Raw genomic sequence first — 17415 nt, forward strand, 5'->3', positions numbered from 1 at the left:
GACAGGCCTTTTTTTACATCTATCTCTGTGAACAGTGAGTGATCAGAAAAGCATCCTTCATACTGTTATAATCACTTGAAAAGCGAAGGTATAAAAAGTGTTATTTCAGGTATATATGTAACTAGAAGCACAACAAACGCGTTTGCCGCCAGAAAAGGCAGAATAGCACGGCTGATTTTCTCCATGGGTGATTCTGAGATAATTGATGCCGCAAACAGACAGCAGCCGACAGGCGGAGTGGCGAGACCAGTGATAAGGTTGACACTCATAAATAAACCGGCATGTAGAGGATCGATATTCAGCACTGAAAACAGTGGCAAAAGTACCGGAGTAACGATCATGATTGCAGGGATGCTGTCCATAAACATTCCCAGGCCAAATAACATCAGGTTGATCATCAGCAAAATCTGCCATTTTGACAGAGAGCTTTCCGTAAGCATATCCGCAAACAACTGAGGAGCCTGCTCGTTGGAGAGTGCCCAACCAAACAGTGCAGCTGCAGCGATGATTATTGAGACACTGCCAGTTTCAACCGCGGAGTCTCTGATGACGGTAATCAGCCGTCTGAAATTCAACGATCGGTATACAAATAAAGCAATAAAACCTGCATAAAAAGCCGCAACAACAGCGGCCTCTGTCGGACTAACTATTCCAAAAAGAATGCCACCCAGTATGATTACCGGCAACATAATCGCAAGAGAGGCGTCCCTGATTATCGTAAAGGCCTCCCCCCCGGATATCTTTTCTTCTCTTCTGGGCAGGTCGTGTTTCAAGCTGTGCATCTTCACTACAGCCATTTGAGATATACCAACCATCAATCCCGGTATCGCTCCCGCTAGAAACATATCACGAATTGAAACCTGTGCTATGGAGCCGTAAATGATAAACATGAGACTTGGTGGAATAATAGGCCCCATAGTCGAAGACGCTGCAGTAACCGCAGCACTGAAACTTCGTGAGTAGCCTTTTTTCACCATTGAGGGGATCAAAATCGATCCAATGGCAGTGGTATCAGATATGGCTGTGCCTGTTATACCGCCAAAGAACATGCTGACCACAATATTGACGTATGCCAGATTGCCTTTAACTCGACCCACCATCAAATCTGCCACACGAATTAACCGATCACTGATCCCTGCTTCCGACATGATACGGCCGGCAAGGATAAAGAAGGGAATCGCCAGTAGGATGAACGAATCAAAAGATCGTAACAACCGTACAACAACAATATTTAAAGGGATTTCCGCACCAATATAATACACCAGGGTCGAGGCGAGCAATGCGAAAGGGATTGGCATCCGGATCGCCATCAAAACGAAAAAACAGAGTATCATTAAACATATGTACAACATAATTACACCTCTTCCCGATCCTTCATGCCAGCCAGTTGCTGGAAGATAAAAATAATCATGACCAAAGCGCACAACGGCACAGCCAGATAGACGACACCCAGCGGAAAACCGGCGAGGATAGGTGAGTGTACATGCCACATGGTAACCACGTGTTTCCCACCCATGACCGTAAGGACAAGACAGAGAAAGAGCATGACTCCATAATGCAGAAGGTCAAAAACGATCTGTATCTTTTGGGGGACACGTTGGTAAATTACCTCGATCTGCGCGTGCCCTCCTTCCATGTAGGAAACGGCTGCACCAAGCAGAACGATATGAATATAGGCATACCGGGTAATGGTGTTGGACCAGGCAATAGGCTGGTCAAGAAAGAATCGGAGGAAAATATTTACCCCAAGTACCAGTGCCATTCCAACCAACAGAACAGACATATATGCGCAGGTTATTTTTTTTGTAGTCCTGGTTGTCAGGCTTAGAATTCCTGCAGGTTGTTTATTCTTCAGCTCGATATCTTCCATTAAACACACGTTCCTTCGTAACTGTTTTTCGGGAAATTCCATTTCAGGCACAGGCCCTGTGTCCCGATATGCAGTTATCGCCGGCTCCCCAAAGGGGAGCCGACAATATTACAGATTAACACAGGTTATTTCTTGTTGTACGCCTTTGGCATTCTTGCATCAGGGTCCAGATACTGGATCTGATCGTACCAGGATTTCCAATGAGGATTTTTGGCGAACCATTTGTCATAAACTTTAACAGATGCCTCTTTAAACGGCGCTGTATCAGGATAGGTCACATTTCCACCTTCGGCGATAACCTTCTCGATCATTTCCTGCTCACGGGCATACTGCCATGCGTCGGTTAACTCAATCGCTTCATTTGCAACTGAACGAACGATCTCCTGCTCATCAGCGGACAATTTAACCCAGGTCTTAGGAGAGATGAAGACAACTTTCTGGGTCCACATCTGACGAAGGATCGCATAATTCTTAACAACTTCACTCATTTTGAAGATGTTGTTACAGTACACGCCAAGATCATCAGCATCTACAAGACCTGTCTGCAGAGAAGTATAGAGTTCGCCCCAGTCGGTAGGTGTAACGGTGAATCCGAACTGGCTGTAAATATCAACAAACAGTGGGTTCTGCATGCATCGCAGTTTTGTTCCTTTAGCATCTTCAATGGAGTTGATCGGCTTGGTACTGGCAATAGCGAAACCATTGCAGTCAGAATAAATTCCAAGAGCAATAAGACCGGTTGCTTTTTCGAGCTCGGCAAGAATGTCTTTCACAACACCAGACTGCCTGGCTACGTTGTAATGAGCCGGACTTTTGAAGAGGTACGGCAACTGTAAAAACTGAATATCTTCATAAAAGCCGGCAAGGTGACCTGCAGAGTTGGTGTCAACATCCACAGTACCGGATTTGACAAATTCCATTGCTTCTTCTTCGCTGGTGGTAAGAGTGCCTGGATAAATAGCAACCTTAATGCCACCATTGGTTTTCTCTTCCATCAATTGCTTGAAAGTTTCTGCAAGTAGCTGATCAGCATCATAAACGTTGTTCTGGTGAGAGAACTTCATCTTTACTGTTCCGGCCTCTGTTGACGGAGCACCTGTCAACGCCAGCATAGACAGCGCTACCAGGGTGCACATCGATTTTCTAAAATGTTTAACTGTGTACATAACTGTGTCTCCTCCTTTTTTTTATTACTACGATTGAAGCTGCTCTTTCTATCGCTGCTGTTTTTTATCGCGCGTGTCCTGCGAGTATATCTTCAAGTCTGTTTCCTGCAGCCTGGTTCCCAAGAATATCCATAGCTTTTTCGGCTACAACACTTCCTGCTTCAACAGCCGGAAGCCCACCCGCATATATATTGGTGATAAGCGTATATTCGTAACCGATACTGGAGTTGCCGCTGTAACGAATCGCCTCGGGCAGTGATGGGCTATCAGCAAGACGAATTGCCAGGTAGGCTGATAGGCTGCGTGAGGCGAGTGCATCTCCGCCTGGTCGCTCCCCGACCAGTAAAATGAGTAGTTTCGGCTTTAAGATTTCACCGATATCCTCAACGAGTTTAACTCGTCCATACGGAACAAGAATGGGCTGCCCCATGCTATAATCCTGACTGGCAAGTCCATCCTGAAGCACAGGAAGCAGGTCATTAATATTATGGTGAACTGCCTCGGCACTGAGTCCGTCTGTAACAACGATCTGTACATCACAATGCTCGGCGACCATGGTTGATGCCGTCTCCGGGCTGAGTCGTGAGCCCAACTCCGGGTTGCGTAGATGGTCAGGTTTACTTTGTGCTGTTGTAGTCAATATGCGGAAATCAAATGAAGCCAGTTCAGAAATCCTCAAGTCACTGTGAACAGCTTCCCTGCCCACAGCCTGGTTTGCCCGAAGGATCCGCTGCACATCGTTTACAGGACGGGGACCTGCATTATCAAAGCCAGGAGCAGCAGGCAGACACTCCCGCAGTCGCTGAAATTCTGCATCCGAAGGCACAAATTGTCTAAGATTACCCCAGTTTTGGCCGCGTGTGACCACACCGTCCGGAGACTGTTCGTAAATTCCACGCTCTACTGCCCATTGCAGGAATTCAGGGGCGGGGTTTCTGCCATAAATCTCACGCATGGTTTGATCATCGTGGCCGCTGTTTACGAAATGGGCGAGCATGCGGTCACAACCGAGATACACGTCCATAAAAAAGCTTGCTCCAGCTGCAGTCGCTAACTGAACAGCCATTTGCTGTCCTTCAAGATGGGTCTCGGAGTGCAGGGTGTAACTTGGACTTATTCCCATGGGCAAACCAAGAATCTTACCCATAAAATTATCCTGAAGGGTTGAAACCATCAGCTCAAAATCATTTAAGTGCGTTTCCGGGCCGATAAAACCTGTAGCGTTGTTGACCATAAACGGATCATAACGTCGGCAGAGACCATAACAGAGGGCTTCGCAGGTGGTCATGTCGATGCCATCATGTTTCCGGTAGGTCATTTCACTGCCCTGCCCTGTCTCAAAGTACATGAACTGGTCCGCAACTCCTGCCAGCGGGCCGTGCTCCGCCATGGTGGCGTAGGCATTATCCATGTACTCTACTGTTACATCGAATTCTTCCGTCAGTGTTCTCTCCGTTCCGGCAAAACTCTGAAACAGGATTTCTACGGGTGCTCCCTGCTCAAGTGCCGCCAGCTGGGTTTTTATGTGACCGAGTACACAAATCTGGGAAGGTGCCCCGGTTTCACGCCGAAGCTTATCCAGGTGAATAAGAATTCTGCTGATATTATCAACGGAACCCTCAGAGGGGTTAACGCCGATCAGGCAGTCGCCCATACCCATACTCAGGTCTGTGTAAACCATGAGAGAGATGGCATCGAGATCATCTTTGGGATGATTTGGCTGAAGTCTGAATGAGAGACATCCCGGAAGACCGATTAAGGTTCGGGCCCGAGTGGGTTTGGACACTTTCCGCGGCAGAAATACGAGTTCATGAACATCCAGTATTTTTGCGAGTGCAGCAGCCATCACTGGTGTAAGCGCCCTGCCGATCCGTTCCACTTCCCTTCCGCCTGAAGCCATGAGATGATCTTTCAATTTACCCACAGTCATGGAGGATATCTCAGCGAAAACCTCTAGATCTATCTCGTATCCAGCCCGCATTACGTTGTCGACCCTGCCGTTTGCATCTGTAAGCGGGGTGTCATAAATATGTTGCAGAGTGAGGTTAGAAAGGATCGATCGTGCAGCTTCCCGAGCCATTTCATTTTCGGCGGCAAGTCCTGCAGTCCGATCACCAGCCTTACTGATGTCAGCAGCTCCCAGAAGTTTTTTCAATCCTCTGAAGTCAAATTGACGGTCGAGCAGTGTGGTCGCGTATACTTCTTCCGGCCCCGGGGCAGGAACATAAATGTCTTTCAGCGGTATAATATTCTTCATAAAACGATTGTCTATTCCAGATTGACGCCGGTTGCGTTATTCATTATTGCACGCCGTAAAACGATACCGGCACGATATTGTTATAAATACTGCCAACATTGACAAAGTGAGCATTCCTGTCGAGAATTTCGTCAATTACAATGAGACCGGCTGAAGCCTTGCGCCAGTTTGTAGCGTAATTGCCGAGCGATTTTCCACAGTTGTGCGGGACAAGCAGTAATAATGGTTTGCCAGCCATTCCATCTTCAGCCTGCAATACATCACATATCTTCTGTCCTAAACTCTTTACCCGTTCGAGGTTCTCGACTGGCGGACCCTGAAGTATTCCTTCCTCCTGCAGTTGTTCCGGTTCTGCGGTTATGTGTATAGCACCGCCACCTGCGCTTTTGGCCACCAACGCAATAAGCTCTGCTATCGTGTTCGTGTCTGCATCCATAGGCATCCGTCCAACTATAGGCAGGTCCCGTAAAGGCAATATATTTTGCCGGGGAAGAAAAAGTGTGGAGCCGGAAACCTCTGTACTGTGTATGGCCAGGCCATATACCGTTGCTCTCCCCATATTTTCAGGCACCATATCGGCAATATGTTCTGACAACAGAGGTGATGCCAATATCCTCCTGGCCAGATCTATGCCCAGATCGCCGTAATATGTTGTTTCTGGAAGATACCGGTTCATGGCATAGCCATAGATTAGCTCCCCCACTCCACCGGAAAATGTGATAATCGGTTCGATTATGAGTTCTTTGGGAACCAAAGGTATCTGGGTATGGGCAATTCCAGCAGAATCATGACAGACGGTTCCACTTCCGCTGACGATTGCCTCCAGAATGAACAGGTAGAAATCGAGGATAGCGTCACGCTCACTACTCTCCAGAGAGTCCCCTGTATTCTTTGTAATGCCAAGATGATCGAGGAGAATTTGGCCATATCTTGAGATAACAGTGATGGTATAGGTCCCAGGCTCAAACTGGAAATGACGCGCTCCGACAAAATAACACCCTGTAGACAGAACATTTCCATTCACCCCGATTGCAGGGTTGGTAGTCCCCCCGCCAATATCAAGATTAATGATCGACCGGGTGTTGTTGCAACGGGACAGTGCAGAGCAACTTCCCATAAACGCCAGCCATGATTCCAGGCATGGGTCAGAAGCTGTGGCAATTATAACCTCTCCGACATGTTCTTTGACGATCTCTGCAATACAACCGGCATTGGCTTTTTCTGTGGCCAGGCCTGTTATTATTGCCCCGCCGCAAAAAAGATCCTTTTGAGTAATACCGCTTTCCCGTAACCAGGTATGTATATGCATTCGAAGTGCGGATTCGTCGAGTATGTCCCCCTCAAAAGGCGTGAAGATCGGCGCAGAACGATAGATGATATCCGGATTACCAAACGACATACGACCTGTTACCGAATTCCTGCCAACATGAGCACGCGCTACAATCGCACTGCTTGTTGTTGAGCCGAAATCGAGACCAATCATGGTAACGGCATCGCCTGTTGTTCTTTGCTTTTCTTGACTGGACATATTTCTATTAAAAAGTAGCTTTCATCCTTCCGAATGTTCATTATTGACTTTAAGTGTCTATTTATGCACTGATATACCAACTGGAATACCAATGGTCAATATCAATTTTCATTACATTTTTGTGACATATCGCACTTTGCCAATTTCATTAATGTTATTTGTACGGGGTAATTGATTGAAAACAGGAGAGAAAAAACGCTACATTTTTGGGAGAAGCAGCAGATAGAGATACAAAAAATATATGGATGATTAAGGTACTACGGACACAATACACATACGGTGCCGTAAATTCTCTTGAGGGCAATTTAGTGCTCTGTAAACCTTTACCTGTCGGATCTTGTTCGCCCTTTTAGCACACTGACTTCGTTTCTCATTCAGTTACATATCGCTGCTATGTTTAAAGATTTACACAGCACTAGACTACAAGAGCGTTATCTTCATCTTTACGCAGTTTAGACATTTTAATTAAAGGACAAAAATGACAGGACTATTTGAAACAACAGAGCTCAACGGTATGAAGATTAAAAACCGTTTTGTAAGATCTGCAACCTACGAAGCAATGGCAGAGCTTGATGGAACGGTAACAGATCAGCTATGTGGCTATATGGAAGAACTCAGTCGAGGCGAGGTCGGACTTATTATAACCGGTCATTCGCACGTGGCACGAGAAGGACAGGCAGGTCCTCGACAGATGGGCATCTATTCTGATGAAATGATTGACGGCCTAAAGCGGATTACTTCGGTTGTTCACGAAAATGGCGGAGTTATAGCCGTGCAGCTTGCCCATGCCGGACAACAAGGTATTGGACAAGATGCATATGCAGCCATCGGACCTTCAGATGTTTTTAAAGCAGGTGTTAAAAGAGCTTCCGCAATGACAGCTGACGACATCAAAAGAACGGTAATCGCTTTTGGTGATGCTGCTGATAGAGCAGTCAAATCAGGTTTTGACGGGCTTCAGATCCATGCCGCTCACGGCTATTTACTGAGTCAGTTTTTATCTCCTCATTACAATAACAGAACTGACAGTTACGGTGGAAACCTTGAGAACCGTGCACGATTGCTTCTCGATGTTTACAAAGAAATCCGGCAAAGGGTAGGAAAGTCATTCCCGATAATGGTCAAAATTAATTCAGAGGATTTTCTTGAAAACGGAATTACCGTTGAAGAATCCATCAAAGTGGCCCACATGCTGGAAGATCGTGGAATGGACGCCATCGAAATGAGCGGTGGAACTTTTGAGTCAGGGAAGCTCATTCCATCGCGGGTCGGTACATCAACGTCTGAAGACAGGGAAGTGTATTACAGGCAGACTGCTGAAACCTTCAAAAAAGAGATAGATATTCCTCTTATTCTAGTGGGAGGTTTTCTTTCTATAAATGTTGTAGAAGATGTCGTTGCTTCGGGGCTTGCGGACTACGTTGCCCTTTCGCGTCCTCTCATAAGAGAGCCAAACCTTATACGTCGATGGGCCGGCGGAGACAGGACCAAGGCGACATGTGTTTCATGCAATAAATGTTTCTCAACGTTATCCAGGAAAGAAGCCTTACACTGTAACTTTGAAAAAAAGTAACGGGTAAACACTGGTTAGCTTCTTTATGGCAGGATCGGCATTACCGCTTTCTCCGAGCCATGTGAGAAACCATCGTTCGCCCAACACGCATTAACGTGCCCTTTGATCATCCTGTGATGAGGGCACGTACATGTAGTGGTGTAGATTCAGGACAGCGACACCCTGTACGATATTGACCAGCCATTGATGTTAGCCTTACCGTCAATATCACTTAAGATCTCAAACCAATATTCCTGTTTTCTCAAGACCACGTAGATTTTTCATGTCTCGTTAAAGACCAAACCGGAGTCAAAGAATTCACTGGCTGCCAGTTTCTTTTTGTAGCTTCCAACCCAAACATGCTGCTCGCCTGCCTATTCACGCATTTGCGCTGGGTCAAAATCCTCACAACACAATGCACCGCATAGTCACTTTCAACCTGTTGTGCATAAGACTATTTAAAAATTATAGGAAAAGCTTTTCAAATAAGCTACGTTGTCCGGAATGCGTGCTGAGAGCTGTAAGCAATGTGCAAGATAGGCGTAATAAAAAAGTGCCATACGAATCATATCTCTCCTGGCGAGGGTGTATTAAACGGATTGGACTCTTGCCCCTTTCATTGTTTCTGTTTTTCGTCTGTAGTCCCTGGTAGTTGCCCTTGTCAGCAATTCCATAATCGATCAACAGCCTGCCGCTTTTTTCCAGCTTTCAACTCTGCATCTACAGTATTTTTTTTGTCTGAACAGGCACGTTCTGATGTTTACCCACCTGTTTTGGCCAATATGTATAGCAAAGGAACCACCGTGAAGCAAAAGTTGCTCGACCTGATTCATTCAACACGTTTTCGACTTATAGCCAGTCTGCTTGCTATTTCACTGCTTATAGGCCTGTTCTCATTGGTTGTCGGTGGAAACATGCTCTATAAATCAGTAATCACTGAAACCCATCATCGGGTCAATCAGGATCTGAATGTAGCGCGGCTTCTCTACGACAATCGCATAGAATCAATTCGTCTTGTTCTGGAAATAATCGCTGATTCTCCGGGCTTCCAACATGCGCTGAAACATGACGATCGCACCTACCTTGAAAATCAGATCAATACTGTTTCAGATCGTGTCGGTCTTAATTTTTCAGGTATTTTTTATAAAGACAAAGACGTATCAGGTCGCCTTAACAACCATAACAATCACGTCGTACCTCCCGAAAATATAAATTCACTCGCTGGCCTTTCAATACAAAAGGGAAAAACGGTTTCAGGCACATTCATTATGAATCAGGAAAGCCTGCAATACGAAAATCCAACATTACTCGCCTGGGCAGTTGTCCCTATTCCTGAAGAATCCCTAACCCCTACAGACAAACACACCGCTATCAACACGGGGTTGGCGATCGGCGCAGCAGTTCCCATAAAGTTGGAAGGAAGGATCATCGGTACAATGTATGGCGGTATTCTTTTAAACAGGGACACTACATTCGTGGATCAAGTTGGAGAAACCGTGTTTCGTAACGAGAAATATAAAGGTCGAAATGTCGGTACTTCCACAATTTTTCTCAATTCGTTACGGGTAGCCACCAATGTAATAGATCAAGATGGAAATCGCGCAATAGGAACATCAGCCTCCGAAGAAGTCTCCCAGCATGTCCTTAAAGAGGGTAAACCCTGGGCTGATCGTGCCAAGGTACTCTCAGACTGGTATATCACCGCCTACGAACCGATAACCGACATATTCAACTCCCGTGTCGGCATGCTTTACGTCGGTGCCCTTGAAGCAAAATATCTGGATGTCCGTAAACAGGCCATTGTCATGTTTGCCCTTATCACAGTGGCCGGCGTGATGCTCGCGTTTATACTCGGCTGGTTCCTTACAGGAATGATCATGCGGCCGGTGAACGGGTTAATACGTGCCAGCATAGACATTTCGAATGGAAATTTCTCACCGAACATTGAACCCATCTCTAAAGGAGACATGGGGCTATTACAGCGGAAATTTCTCAAAATGACCCAAGCATTACAGGAACGGGACCAACGCCAAAAAGAAGAAAGTGAAAGTGTCCTGATCCAGTCAGAAAAACACGCCAGTGTAGGTAAACTCGCAGCTGGTGTCGCCCATGAAATAAACAATCCGCTCACAGCAGTATTGACCTTTACCCACCTGATCCTGCGGCGTAAAGATTTAGACGAAGAATTACGGGATGACTTAGAAACGATCAAGAACCAGACAGAACGGGTACGGAAAATCGTTAAAAGTCTGCTCGATTTTTCACGGCAAAGCCGGCTCAACCCCAAACCGCTTGACCTCAATCGCCAAATCGACTCCAGCATCAAACTTCTTACCAATCAGTCTCTCATAAAAGGAATAGAACTGTCGTTTACCGGTGCCAAAGGACTGCCGATGTTTTCCCTGGACCGAAATTTATGTCAAAGCGTGTGGATTAACATGATCATAAATGCTCTGGATGCAACGGAACCCGGTGACACTATAGAGGTCTCCACCAGGCAAGCTGAAGAAAATGGAATAATGGGTGCTGAAATAACTATTAAAGATACCGGAAGCGGTATTGAGCCTGAGATTATGGATAAACTATTTGATCCGTTTTTTACTACAAAAGAGGTGGGCAAAGGAACAGGCCTTGGCCTTGCTGTATCAGCCGGAATTATTGGGCGACATAATGGCACCATACGAGTCGCATCAACACTTGGGGAAGGAACACACTTCACCATCTGGCTTCCAGCAACACAATTGTCTGGCGATCACTGCTCCTACCCAACCAGATATCATAGAGGAGGCGTATGAAAATTCTAATCGTTGATGATGATATTATCGTTGTGGAAAGCTGCCGAAGAATTTTGCGAGCCGAAGGCATCACTGCACGAATAGCGGGTACCGTTCAGGAGGCAAAAAGAATTCTTGAATCGGAAACATTTGATGCAATGATCACAGACATAAAGATGCCCAAGCAGGATGGCTTCAGCCTGATTTCCTGGACGAAACAACACATGCCTGAAATAGCAATCCTGATGATGACCGGATACCTGACACCAGACACCCGGAATGCCGGGATCCAATCCGGCGCGGATAATTTTATAGCCAAGCCATTCACTCCGGATGAGCTTCTGGATCAATTGGAAAAATGTCTGAAATTAAAATCACATAATTAAAAATATTAACACTATTAATCTGAAAAAACACACATGGAGGAGAATGTTTTGGCCCAAAGTATGTTAATTATTGATGATGATTCTGCTGTGCTTATGTCCTGTGAGCGTATTTTTGCAGAAGAAGGATTTGACGTGGAGGTCACCTCCGACCCTAAAGAAGGGCTGATGCTCGCGTCGAAGAAAAAATATTCTGTCATTCTGTGCGATTGGCAAATGCCTGGCCTGGATGGATTGGATGTCGTAACCGAGCTTGAAACACGAGCACCTGAATCCACAGTAGTCATGATCAGCGGATACCCCTCTGTAGGCAGAGCTACAGAAGCCATGAAACGCGGAGCTATGGATTACCTGGCCAAACCCTTCACTCCCGAAGAAATCACTTCCACAGTGCAGAAGGCAATCCATAACAAATTACTGCACGAGAAAAAAGCTCTGGGCCGATTTGAGCAGATGCTTGATAAATTCCCCGTACCGAGCATGGATGACAAAGGCCCCAAAATCATAGCAGAGACTGTGGCGCAGAGCATAGGCGTTGCAAAAGCAACATCGCCCTGGATCTCTCTTTTTGTTCTTGGTGTTATGGCAGGTGCTTATGTCGGCTTTGGCGGGCTGTTTGCAAATACGGTCACCTTCGACATGAACCCGGCGATGGGTATCGGCCTTAAAAAGCTGGTAGCCGGAGGTGCTTTCAGTATAGGACTCATGCTGGTAGTTATTGCCGGTGGTGAGCTTTTCACTGGTAATAACCTCATGGTGTCCAGTGTAATAACCGGCAAAGTCACCTGGAAAAATGTATTAGCCAAATGGACATTAGTCTATGTTGCCAACTTTTTCGGTGCCATTCTCCTTGCATTATTGTTCTATTTTTCAGGTTTATGGAAAACCGGCGACAATGCTCTGGGTGAGGCGGCAATCAAGATTGCAAATGCCAAAGTCAATCTCAGCACTGGCGAAGCCTTTGTTCGGGCAGTCGGCTGTAACTGGATGGTTTGTCTGGCTGTATGGATGGCCCTGGCATCCCGTCAGGTGATCGGTAAGATTTTTGCTATTTTCTTCCCGATCATGGGTTTTGTTGCCATCGGTTTCGAGCATTGCGTCGCTAATATGTATTTTATTCCAAGCGCTATCTTTCTTACAGATTGGGCAGGTCTGGCCCCGCATGGCGTTGACCTCAGCAATCTGACATGGGGAGCATTCGTTATAAATAATCTGATACCGGTTACCATCGGCAACACCATTGGTGGTGTGGTTTTTGTAGGGCTTGGTTATTGGGGGGCGTATCTGAGACCACCCAAAGTTACCCCTGCGGCATAACCAATCTCATCCCTCCATGTATTTCTTTCTACATGGAGGGGTGAGACAGCTTTACGGCTTTGGTACGTATTATTACGGACATTAAGAAGATTTCACCATCGCCCCTGCAATCTTTTAGCCCGGGAGCTTGTCCGAGAATGACTTCAACCTTGCTGAATATCACCATTTGTTATACTTCTTGTATGCCTGTACTGTTTTAGACAATAAACCAGTAGGCTGTCCGTAAATTTCTCGATTTTGACCCAAATGCCTATTCCCGAACAGTCTCCTGGTCTAATTGGCTCTAATATTCAATTCACGTTTTCGAAAATCCACTGAGGGAGCACATGTATTCAATGAAAAAACATCATGTATTAAAATTCCTGGCTGTTGGACTGATAACGCTCATCAGTTATTCAGGAACACTTTCTAACGCTACAGCTGATGATAAAGTATCCGTGGGAGCATTGCGCTTCACCTCACACGCTGCAACATTTGTTGCCTATGAACGCGGATATTTTAAAGAGGAAGGCCTTGATGTCGATATTAAATTTTTCCAGGCAGCTCAGCCGATTGCAGTGGCAATCGCATCAGGAGACGTAGACTTTGGTATAGCTCCTATATCCGCTGGCATGATAAACCTTGCAGACAAAGGTGCTATTAAGGTTATCGGCGGTGTGTTGCATGAAGAGCCAGGTATCGACGGTCAAATGATCCTTGCTTCCAAAAAGGCGTATGATGCAGGCCTCACATCACCTGCTGAGCTTAAAGGTAAAACATTTGGTATTACCCAGGCTGGCTCTTCATTTCACTATGTTGCTCACAAGATTGCAGATAAAGAAGGCTTCGCCCGCAGTGACATCAAAGTAAAATCGCTTCAAAAAGTTGGTGTTATCGTCGGTGCGCTTAAGTCAGGCCAGATCGATGCGTGGTCTATCGTCCCGCATATTGCCAAAGGCTTGGCTAAAGGCCCTACTGTTAAGGTTATCGGCAAGGTTTCAGATTACATCCCAGACTACCAGGTGAGCACAGTATTCACCTCTGCTGACAATGCCGCTAAAAAAGAGGAACTGGTAAAACGTTTTCTAGCTGCATTCTCAAAAGGTGTAGATGACTTTAATGCTGCTCTGGTAGATAAAACTGCTGGTGATGTTGCCGCGGAAGATATGGTGAAACTCATTCACAAATACGTTTATGCAGATCGCCCTTATGAAAAAGCTGCACCGTCGATCCGCAATGGCGCGATGCGAATTAACAAAAACGTCAGACTCAACCTCACAAGCGTAAAAGACCAATTAGCATGGTTTCAATCCGAAAATCTGGTCTCTAAAGATTTTACTATTGAAAAACTGGTCGATCCGAAATTTGTTGAAACGTATTAAGTAACACTCAAGTTTTTTTGTTTTTTAGCCTTTATCGATGGACCCACATGGATTTGCATTTAAATAACATATCACACGCCTATGGTGATATGGCGGTACTGGACAGTATCGACTTCACAGTAGGCGGAGGTGAGATTGTCTGCATTGTCGGGCCATCGGGATGTGGCAAATCTACACTTCTCCGGTTTATTGGCGGCCTTGAACGTCCCGATACCGGAGAAGTGCTGCTGCTGGGTGAGCCCCCAAAGACATCACTCAATCCACTTACCTATATTTTTCAGGACTTCGCTCTACTCCCCTGGAGAACAGTCGAAGGCAACATTAGTCTTGCTCTCGAAGACCATCATCTCAGTAAGCAGGAATCTCAGGAAATTATCCACGATGTTCTTGCCCGCACCAATCTGAGCGATTTCAAAAAAGCATTGCCTCGCCAGCTTTCCGGTGGCATGAAACAGCGTGTAGCCATCGCTCGTGCTCTGGCAGTCAGGCCTGCGGTAATGTTGATGGATGAACCTCTCTCGGCTCTTGACAGCCAAACCCGTGAGTTGCTGCTTGATGATCTTATCAACCTCTGGCTACGTGAATCGTTTACAGCTGTGTATGTCACACACAATCTTCATGAAGCGGTACGGCTCGGACACAAGATTGTCGTACTATCCCGAAGGCCCGGCAGAGTGCATGATATCGTTACGATAGACAAGCCCCTTGAAGAGCGCAGCGTAGCTGATGCAGAGTTAGAAAAAATACAACACCATCTGTGGGAGTTAATGCGTGATGAAGCTCGTGCAGCAGACATGGAGCTTCAGTATGTCTAATAACACAGGTATCCCTGTACCATTTCGGGGAGGCGGATTTAGCCACAAACCGGCAAAAATAGTCTCAATACTCGTTTTTGTAGTGCTCATTATATTCTGGGAGATCGGTTCACAGACAGGCTTTATCAGCAGTCTCGTTCTGCCGGCACCATCAGAGGCATTCCGTGCCCTCTCTCAACTCGTAGAAACCGGCATGCTCTGGAAACACCTTGGTGCATCCTTGCAGCGGTTGGTAGTGGGTTGGACCTGTGGCACATTTCTAGGCGTCACTGTCGGCTTGCTCATTGGCCTTGTCAGTATTGCCCGTGCAGGACTCTCACCTCTGGTTTCAGCTATATTCCCTATACCCAAGATTGCTCTGTTACCACTGTTTATTATCTGGTTCGGTATCGGCGAAGGGTCAAAAGTTGCAACTATCTTATTTGGCACGTTTTTCCCTACCGTTATCGCCACCTATGGCGGTGTGGACAATGTAGATCGCGGCCTTATCCGGATGGGACAATCGTTTGGCCTCTCCCGCTTGTCCATTGTACGTAAAATCATTATTCCAGGGGCACTCCCTGCTATTCTTTCAGGGTTTAGGATATCGGCTTCAATAGGTATTATTTTGCTGGTGGCAGCGGAAATGATTGGCGCTGAGTATGGCGTAGGTGCCTATATTCTCCTGGCAGGTAGCCTGATGGCAACTGACCAGCTCATAGCAGGTGTATCGATTCTTTCCGTAATGGGTTTGATTATAGCCTGGCTCATCAGCAAGGCAGAAAACCATTTTCTTAAATGGCGATCGTAAGTTACGGTATCAATAATTACAGACTGCCATACACATCATCCTCATTTCTTTCGTAAACCCAACAGTGCGTTAGCTCCAAATATGAGTAACGCACCAATCCATCCAGCAATGGTAAGTGGCGGATCAGCAACTATTATAGGCCCAAGCATAGCGGCGAACAGTATTCGACTCGAAGATATAATAGCCCCCTCCACCGCTGTTACATAAAAAAATCCATACGTGAGCAGGTATTGCCCAAGAACTCCGGCAACCGAGCAACTGATCAGAAAAAACAGCTCTGTGGAATTCGGCAGGAAAATGGAATTATGGAAAAACAGCAACATGATGACAGTGCCCATTCCAAACATAAAGAACAGGATAGTCTGTGAATCATGATGGCGTCTGCTGATATTCAGATAAATTATTGCAAAAGCAGCAGTAATACCAGAGCAAAGCCCCCACAGGTTATGCCAGACCGCCTGAAAGTCTTCTGGTAAAAGAATCAGCCATACACCAACAAAAGCTACACCAACAATACAAAGTGAAACCGTATCACGCTGCCCTTTGAGGAAGAACCAGGAAAACACCGCCACAAAAAGCGGATACGTCATGTTAAGAATATTTGCCTCGGCAACCGATCCGACTGCCACTGCCTTATAGAAACAAAAGACAGCAACAGTATTGGCTACAGTTCGACCAATAAGGTAATGGTATTTTTTCGGCTGCAACTTCTGGCCTTGCATGACCATAGTAGCTGATACAATTGCAAAGCCAAGGAGAAACCGTGCAAAGACAAAATAGGCGGATTCAATAAAAACGTAACCTGAAGCCCAGCGAATAATGAGCGTTGCTAAATAAAAAAAGAACGCAGAGCCCAAAACAGCTAGCCAACCGACAACTTGACTGGACATGATCGGTATTGGCGTAAGTGAATCAGTTTTCATGGATAACCAGGTCGTAATTGTATAATTTAATGAAAAAACATCAGGACATCGTGAAACATACGATACATGCAGAGCACTTCTCCCCCTGCTAACAGAGGCAGTTACTCTATCTCCTCACGTATATGCTGTCTGCATTTTTCTTGCTCAATATTCTAAAAAACACAATTGATCGGGAATTGCATGAAGTTGTTCTGCCCCTCAGACTTTGCTTCAGATCGTCGTCGGGATTTACTGCACATCTTTACATTCATTATTTGTAGTGCTGTATATCCGTTTTCTAGATTCTTCGTCAATCACCCTTTCTGAGTAACCTGAAACTTGAGTGCCCCCCTACTCCCACACCTCCCCTTTTTAAACCTTATCCGCATCTGAATAGCGCTAATTCCTCCACCCATAACGCCTAACCAATTACAGTGTTTTCCTTCTTGTTGTTCTACTGCACTTGTGCCAGATGAATAGATCACTATATCATTACACTAAAAGTATAATAAATAATCAAGCATGACCAATGGCATAATGGCTCATATTATTAGTGACATAAAGCACTTACCTTCTCAAATCTCTGTTTAGTGGTTGACATGGTAGCTGTAATAAATTTAAGTGTTCACTTATAGACCGCATCCCCTTGAAAATATGAGATTTTGCAGGCATCCGCGATCTAACAAATCGGTAGGCATTT

13 protein-coding genes are annotated in these 17415 nt (G+C 45.8%); 7 read left to right on the forward strand and 6 right to left on the reverse strand.

Translation table 11 applies throughout. From position 1 onward, the window contains the following. Positions 1-71: 71 nt before the first annotated feature. From FCL46_RS10815 to FCL46_RS10835, 5 genes are all read right to left on the reverse strand, one after another. Positions 72-1298, reverse strand: a complete 1227-nt coding sequence (locus tag FCL46_RS10815; protein ID WP_217909606.1) for a TRAP transporter large permease — start codon at positions 1296-1298, stop codon at positions 72-74. A gap of 56 nt (positions 1299-1354) precedes the next feature. Next, positions 1355-1870, reverse strand: coding sequence for a TRAP transporter small permease (locus tag FCL46_RS10820; RefSeq protein WP_167505810.1), 516 nt, complete (start codon positions 1868-1870; stop codon positions 1355-1357). A 125-nt stretch (positions 1871-1995) separates the two neighbouring features. Then, positions 1996-3036 (reverse strand): TRAP transporter substrate-binding protein, encoded by a 1041-nt coding sequence (locus tag FCL46_RS10825; RefSeq protein ID WP_136806482.1) that lies wholly within the window; start codon positions 3034-3036, stop codon positions 1996-1998. A gap of 64 nt (positions 3037-3100) precedes the next feature. Then, complete coding sequence (gene eutB, locus FCL46_RS10830) at positions 3101-5293, reverse strand: ethanolamine ammonia-lyase subunit EutB (RefSeq protein ID WP_136806483.1); 2193 nt, start codon at positions 5291-5293, stop codon at positions 3101-3103. Between the two features lie 43 nt (positions 5294-5336). Further along, on the reverse strand, positions 5337-6821 hold the full coding sequence (locus tag FCL46_RS10835) for an ethanolamine ammonia-lyase reactivating factor EutA (RefSeq protein WP_136806484.1): 1485 nt from the start codon (positions 6819-6821) through the stop codon (positions 5337-5339). A 478-nt stretch (positions 6822-7299) separates the two neighbouring features. On the opposite strand from FCL46_RS10835, the gene FCL46_RS10840 reads away from it, so the two are divergent. The 7 genes from FCL46_RS10840 to FCL46_RS10870 all read left to right on the forward strand — a co-directional run bounded on the left by FCL46_RS10840 (position 7300) and on the right by FCL46_RS10870 (position 15813). Further along, a complete protein-coding gene (locus tag FCL46_RS10840) occupies positions 7300-8394 on the forward strand; it encodes an oxidoreductase (protein WP_136806485.1) in 1095 nt (364 codons plus the stop codon). A gap of 782 nt (positions 8395-9176) precedes the next feature. Then, on the forward strand, positions 9177-11168 hold the full coding sequence (locus tag FCL46_RS10845; protein ID WP_228723378.1) for a cache domain-containing protein: 1992 nt from the start codon (positions 9177-9179) through the stop codon (positions 11166-11168). Continuing rightward, positions 11165-11533, forward strand: a complete 369-nt coding sequence (locus FCL46_RS10850; RefSeq protein WP_136806486.1) for a response regulator — start codon at positions 11165-11167, stop codon at positions 11531-11533. The genes FCL46_RS10845 and FCL46_RS10850 overlap by 4 nt, the downstream gene beginning before the upstream one ends. A gap of 48 nt (positions 11534-11581) precedes the next feature. Beyond that, positions 11582-12847, forward strand: coding sequence for a formate/nitrite family transporter (locus FCL46_RS10855; protein WP_136806487.1), 1266 nt, complete (start codon positions 11582-11584; stop codon positions 12845-12847). Between the two features lie 335 nt (positions 12848-13182). Then, on the forward strand, positions 13183-14208 hold the full coding sequence (locus FCL46_RS10860; protein ID WP_217909607.1) for an ABC transporter substrate-binding protein: 1026 nt from the start codon (positions 13183-13185) through the stop codon (positions 14206-14208). Positions 14209-14255: 47 nt separating this feature from the next. Continuing rightward, positions 14256-15023 (forward strand): ABC transporter ATP-binding protein, encoded by a 768-nt coding sequence (locus tag FCL46_RS10865; protein ID WP_136806489.1) that lies wholly within the window; start codon positions 14256-14258, stop codon positions 15021-15023. Beyond that, a complete protein-coding gene (locus tag FCL46_RS10870) occupies positions 15016-15813 on the forward strand; it encodes an ABC transporter permease (RefSeq protein WP_136806490.1) in 798 nt (265 codons plus the stop codon). The genes FCL46_RS10865 and FCL46_RS10870 overlap by 8 nt, the downstream gene beginning before the upstream one ends. Positions 15814-15854: 41 nt before the next feature. On the opposite strand, the gene FCL46_RS10875 is transcribed toward FCL46_RS10870, so the two are convergent. Next, positions 15855-16736: a DMT family transporter gene (locus FCL46_RS10875; RefSeq protein WP_136806491.1), complete on the reverse strand. Its 882-nt coding sequence runs from the start codon at positions 16734-16736 to the stop codon at positions 15855-15857. Positions 16737-17415 lie beyond the last annotated feature (679 nt).

It is taken from the genome of Desulfosediminicola flagellatus (assembly GCF_005116655.2).
GTDB classification, from domain to species: Bacteria; Desulfobacterota; Desulfobulbia; order Desulfobulbales; family Desulfocapsaceae; genus Desulfopila; species Desulfopila flagellata.

What these genes read in the sequence shown, in the direction of transcription:
- FCL46_RS10815 (WP_217909606.1), bottom strand. Translation starts at nt 1,298, where the DNA reads ATGCCAATCCCTTTCGCATTGCTCGCCTCGACCCTGGTGTATTATATT.
- FCL46_RS10820 (WP_167505810.1), bottom strand. Translation starts at nt 1,870, where the DNA reads ATGGAAGATATCGAGCTGAAGAATAAACAACCTGCAGGAATTCTAAGC.
- FCL46_RS10825 (WP_136806482.1), bottom strand. Translation starts at nt 3,036, where the DNA reads ATGTACACAGTTAAACATTTTAGAAAATCGATGTGCACCCTGGTAGCG.
- eutB (WP_136806483.1), bottom strand. Translation starts at nt 5,293, where the DNA reads ATGAAGAATATTATACCGCTGAAAGACATTTATGTTCCTGCCCCGGGG.
- FCL46_RS10835 (WP_136806484.1), bottom strand. Translation starts at nt 6,821, where the DNA reads ATGTCCAGTCAAGAAAAGCAAAGAACAACAGGCGATGCCGTTACCATG.
- FCL46_RS10840 (WP_136806485.1), top strand. Translation starts at nt 7,300, where the DNA reads ATGACAGGACTATTTGAAACAACAGAGCTCAACGGTATGAAGATTAAA.
- FCL46_RS10850 (WP_136806486.1), top strand. Translation starts at nt 11,165, where the DNA reads ATGAAAATTCTAATCGTTGATGATGATATTATCGTTGTGGAAAGCTGC.
- FCL46_RS10860 (WP_217909607.1), top strand. Translation starts at nt 13,183, where the DNA reads ATGAAAAAACATCATGTATTAAAATTCCTGGCTGTTGGACTGATAACG.
- FCL46_RS10865 (WP_136806489.1), top strand. Translation starts at nt 14,256, where the DNA reads ATGGATTTGCATTTAAATAACATATCACACGCCTATGGTGATATGGCG.
- FCL46_RS10870 (WP_136806490.1), top strand. Translation starts at nt 15,016, where the DNA reads ATGTCTAATAACACAGGTATCCCTGTACCATTTCGGGGAGGCGGATTT.
- FCL46_RS10875 (WP_136806491.1), bottom strand. Translation starts at nt 16,736, where the DNA reads ATGAAAACTGATTCACTTACGCCAATACCGATCATGTCCAGTCAAGTT.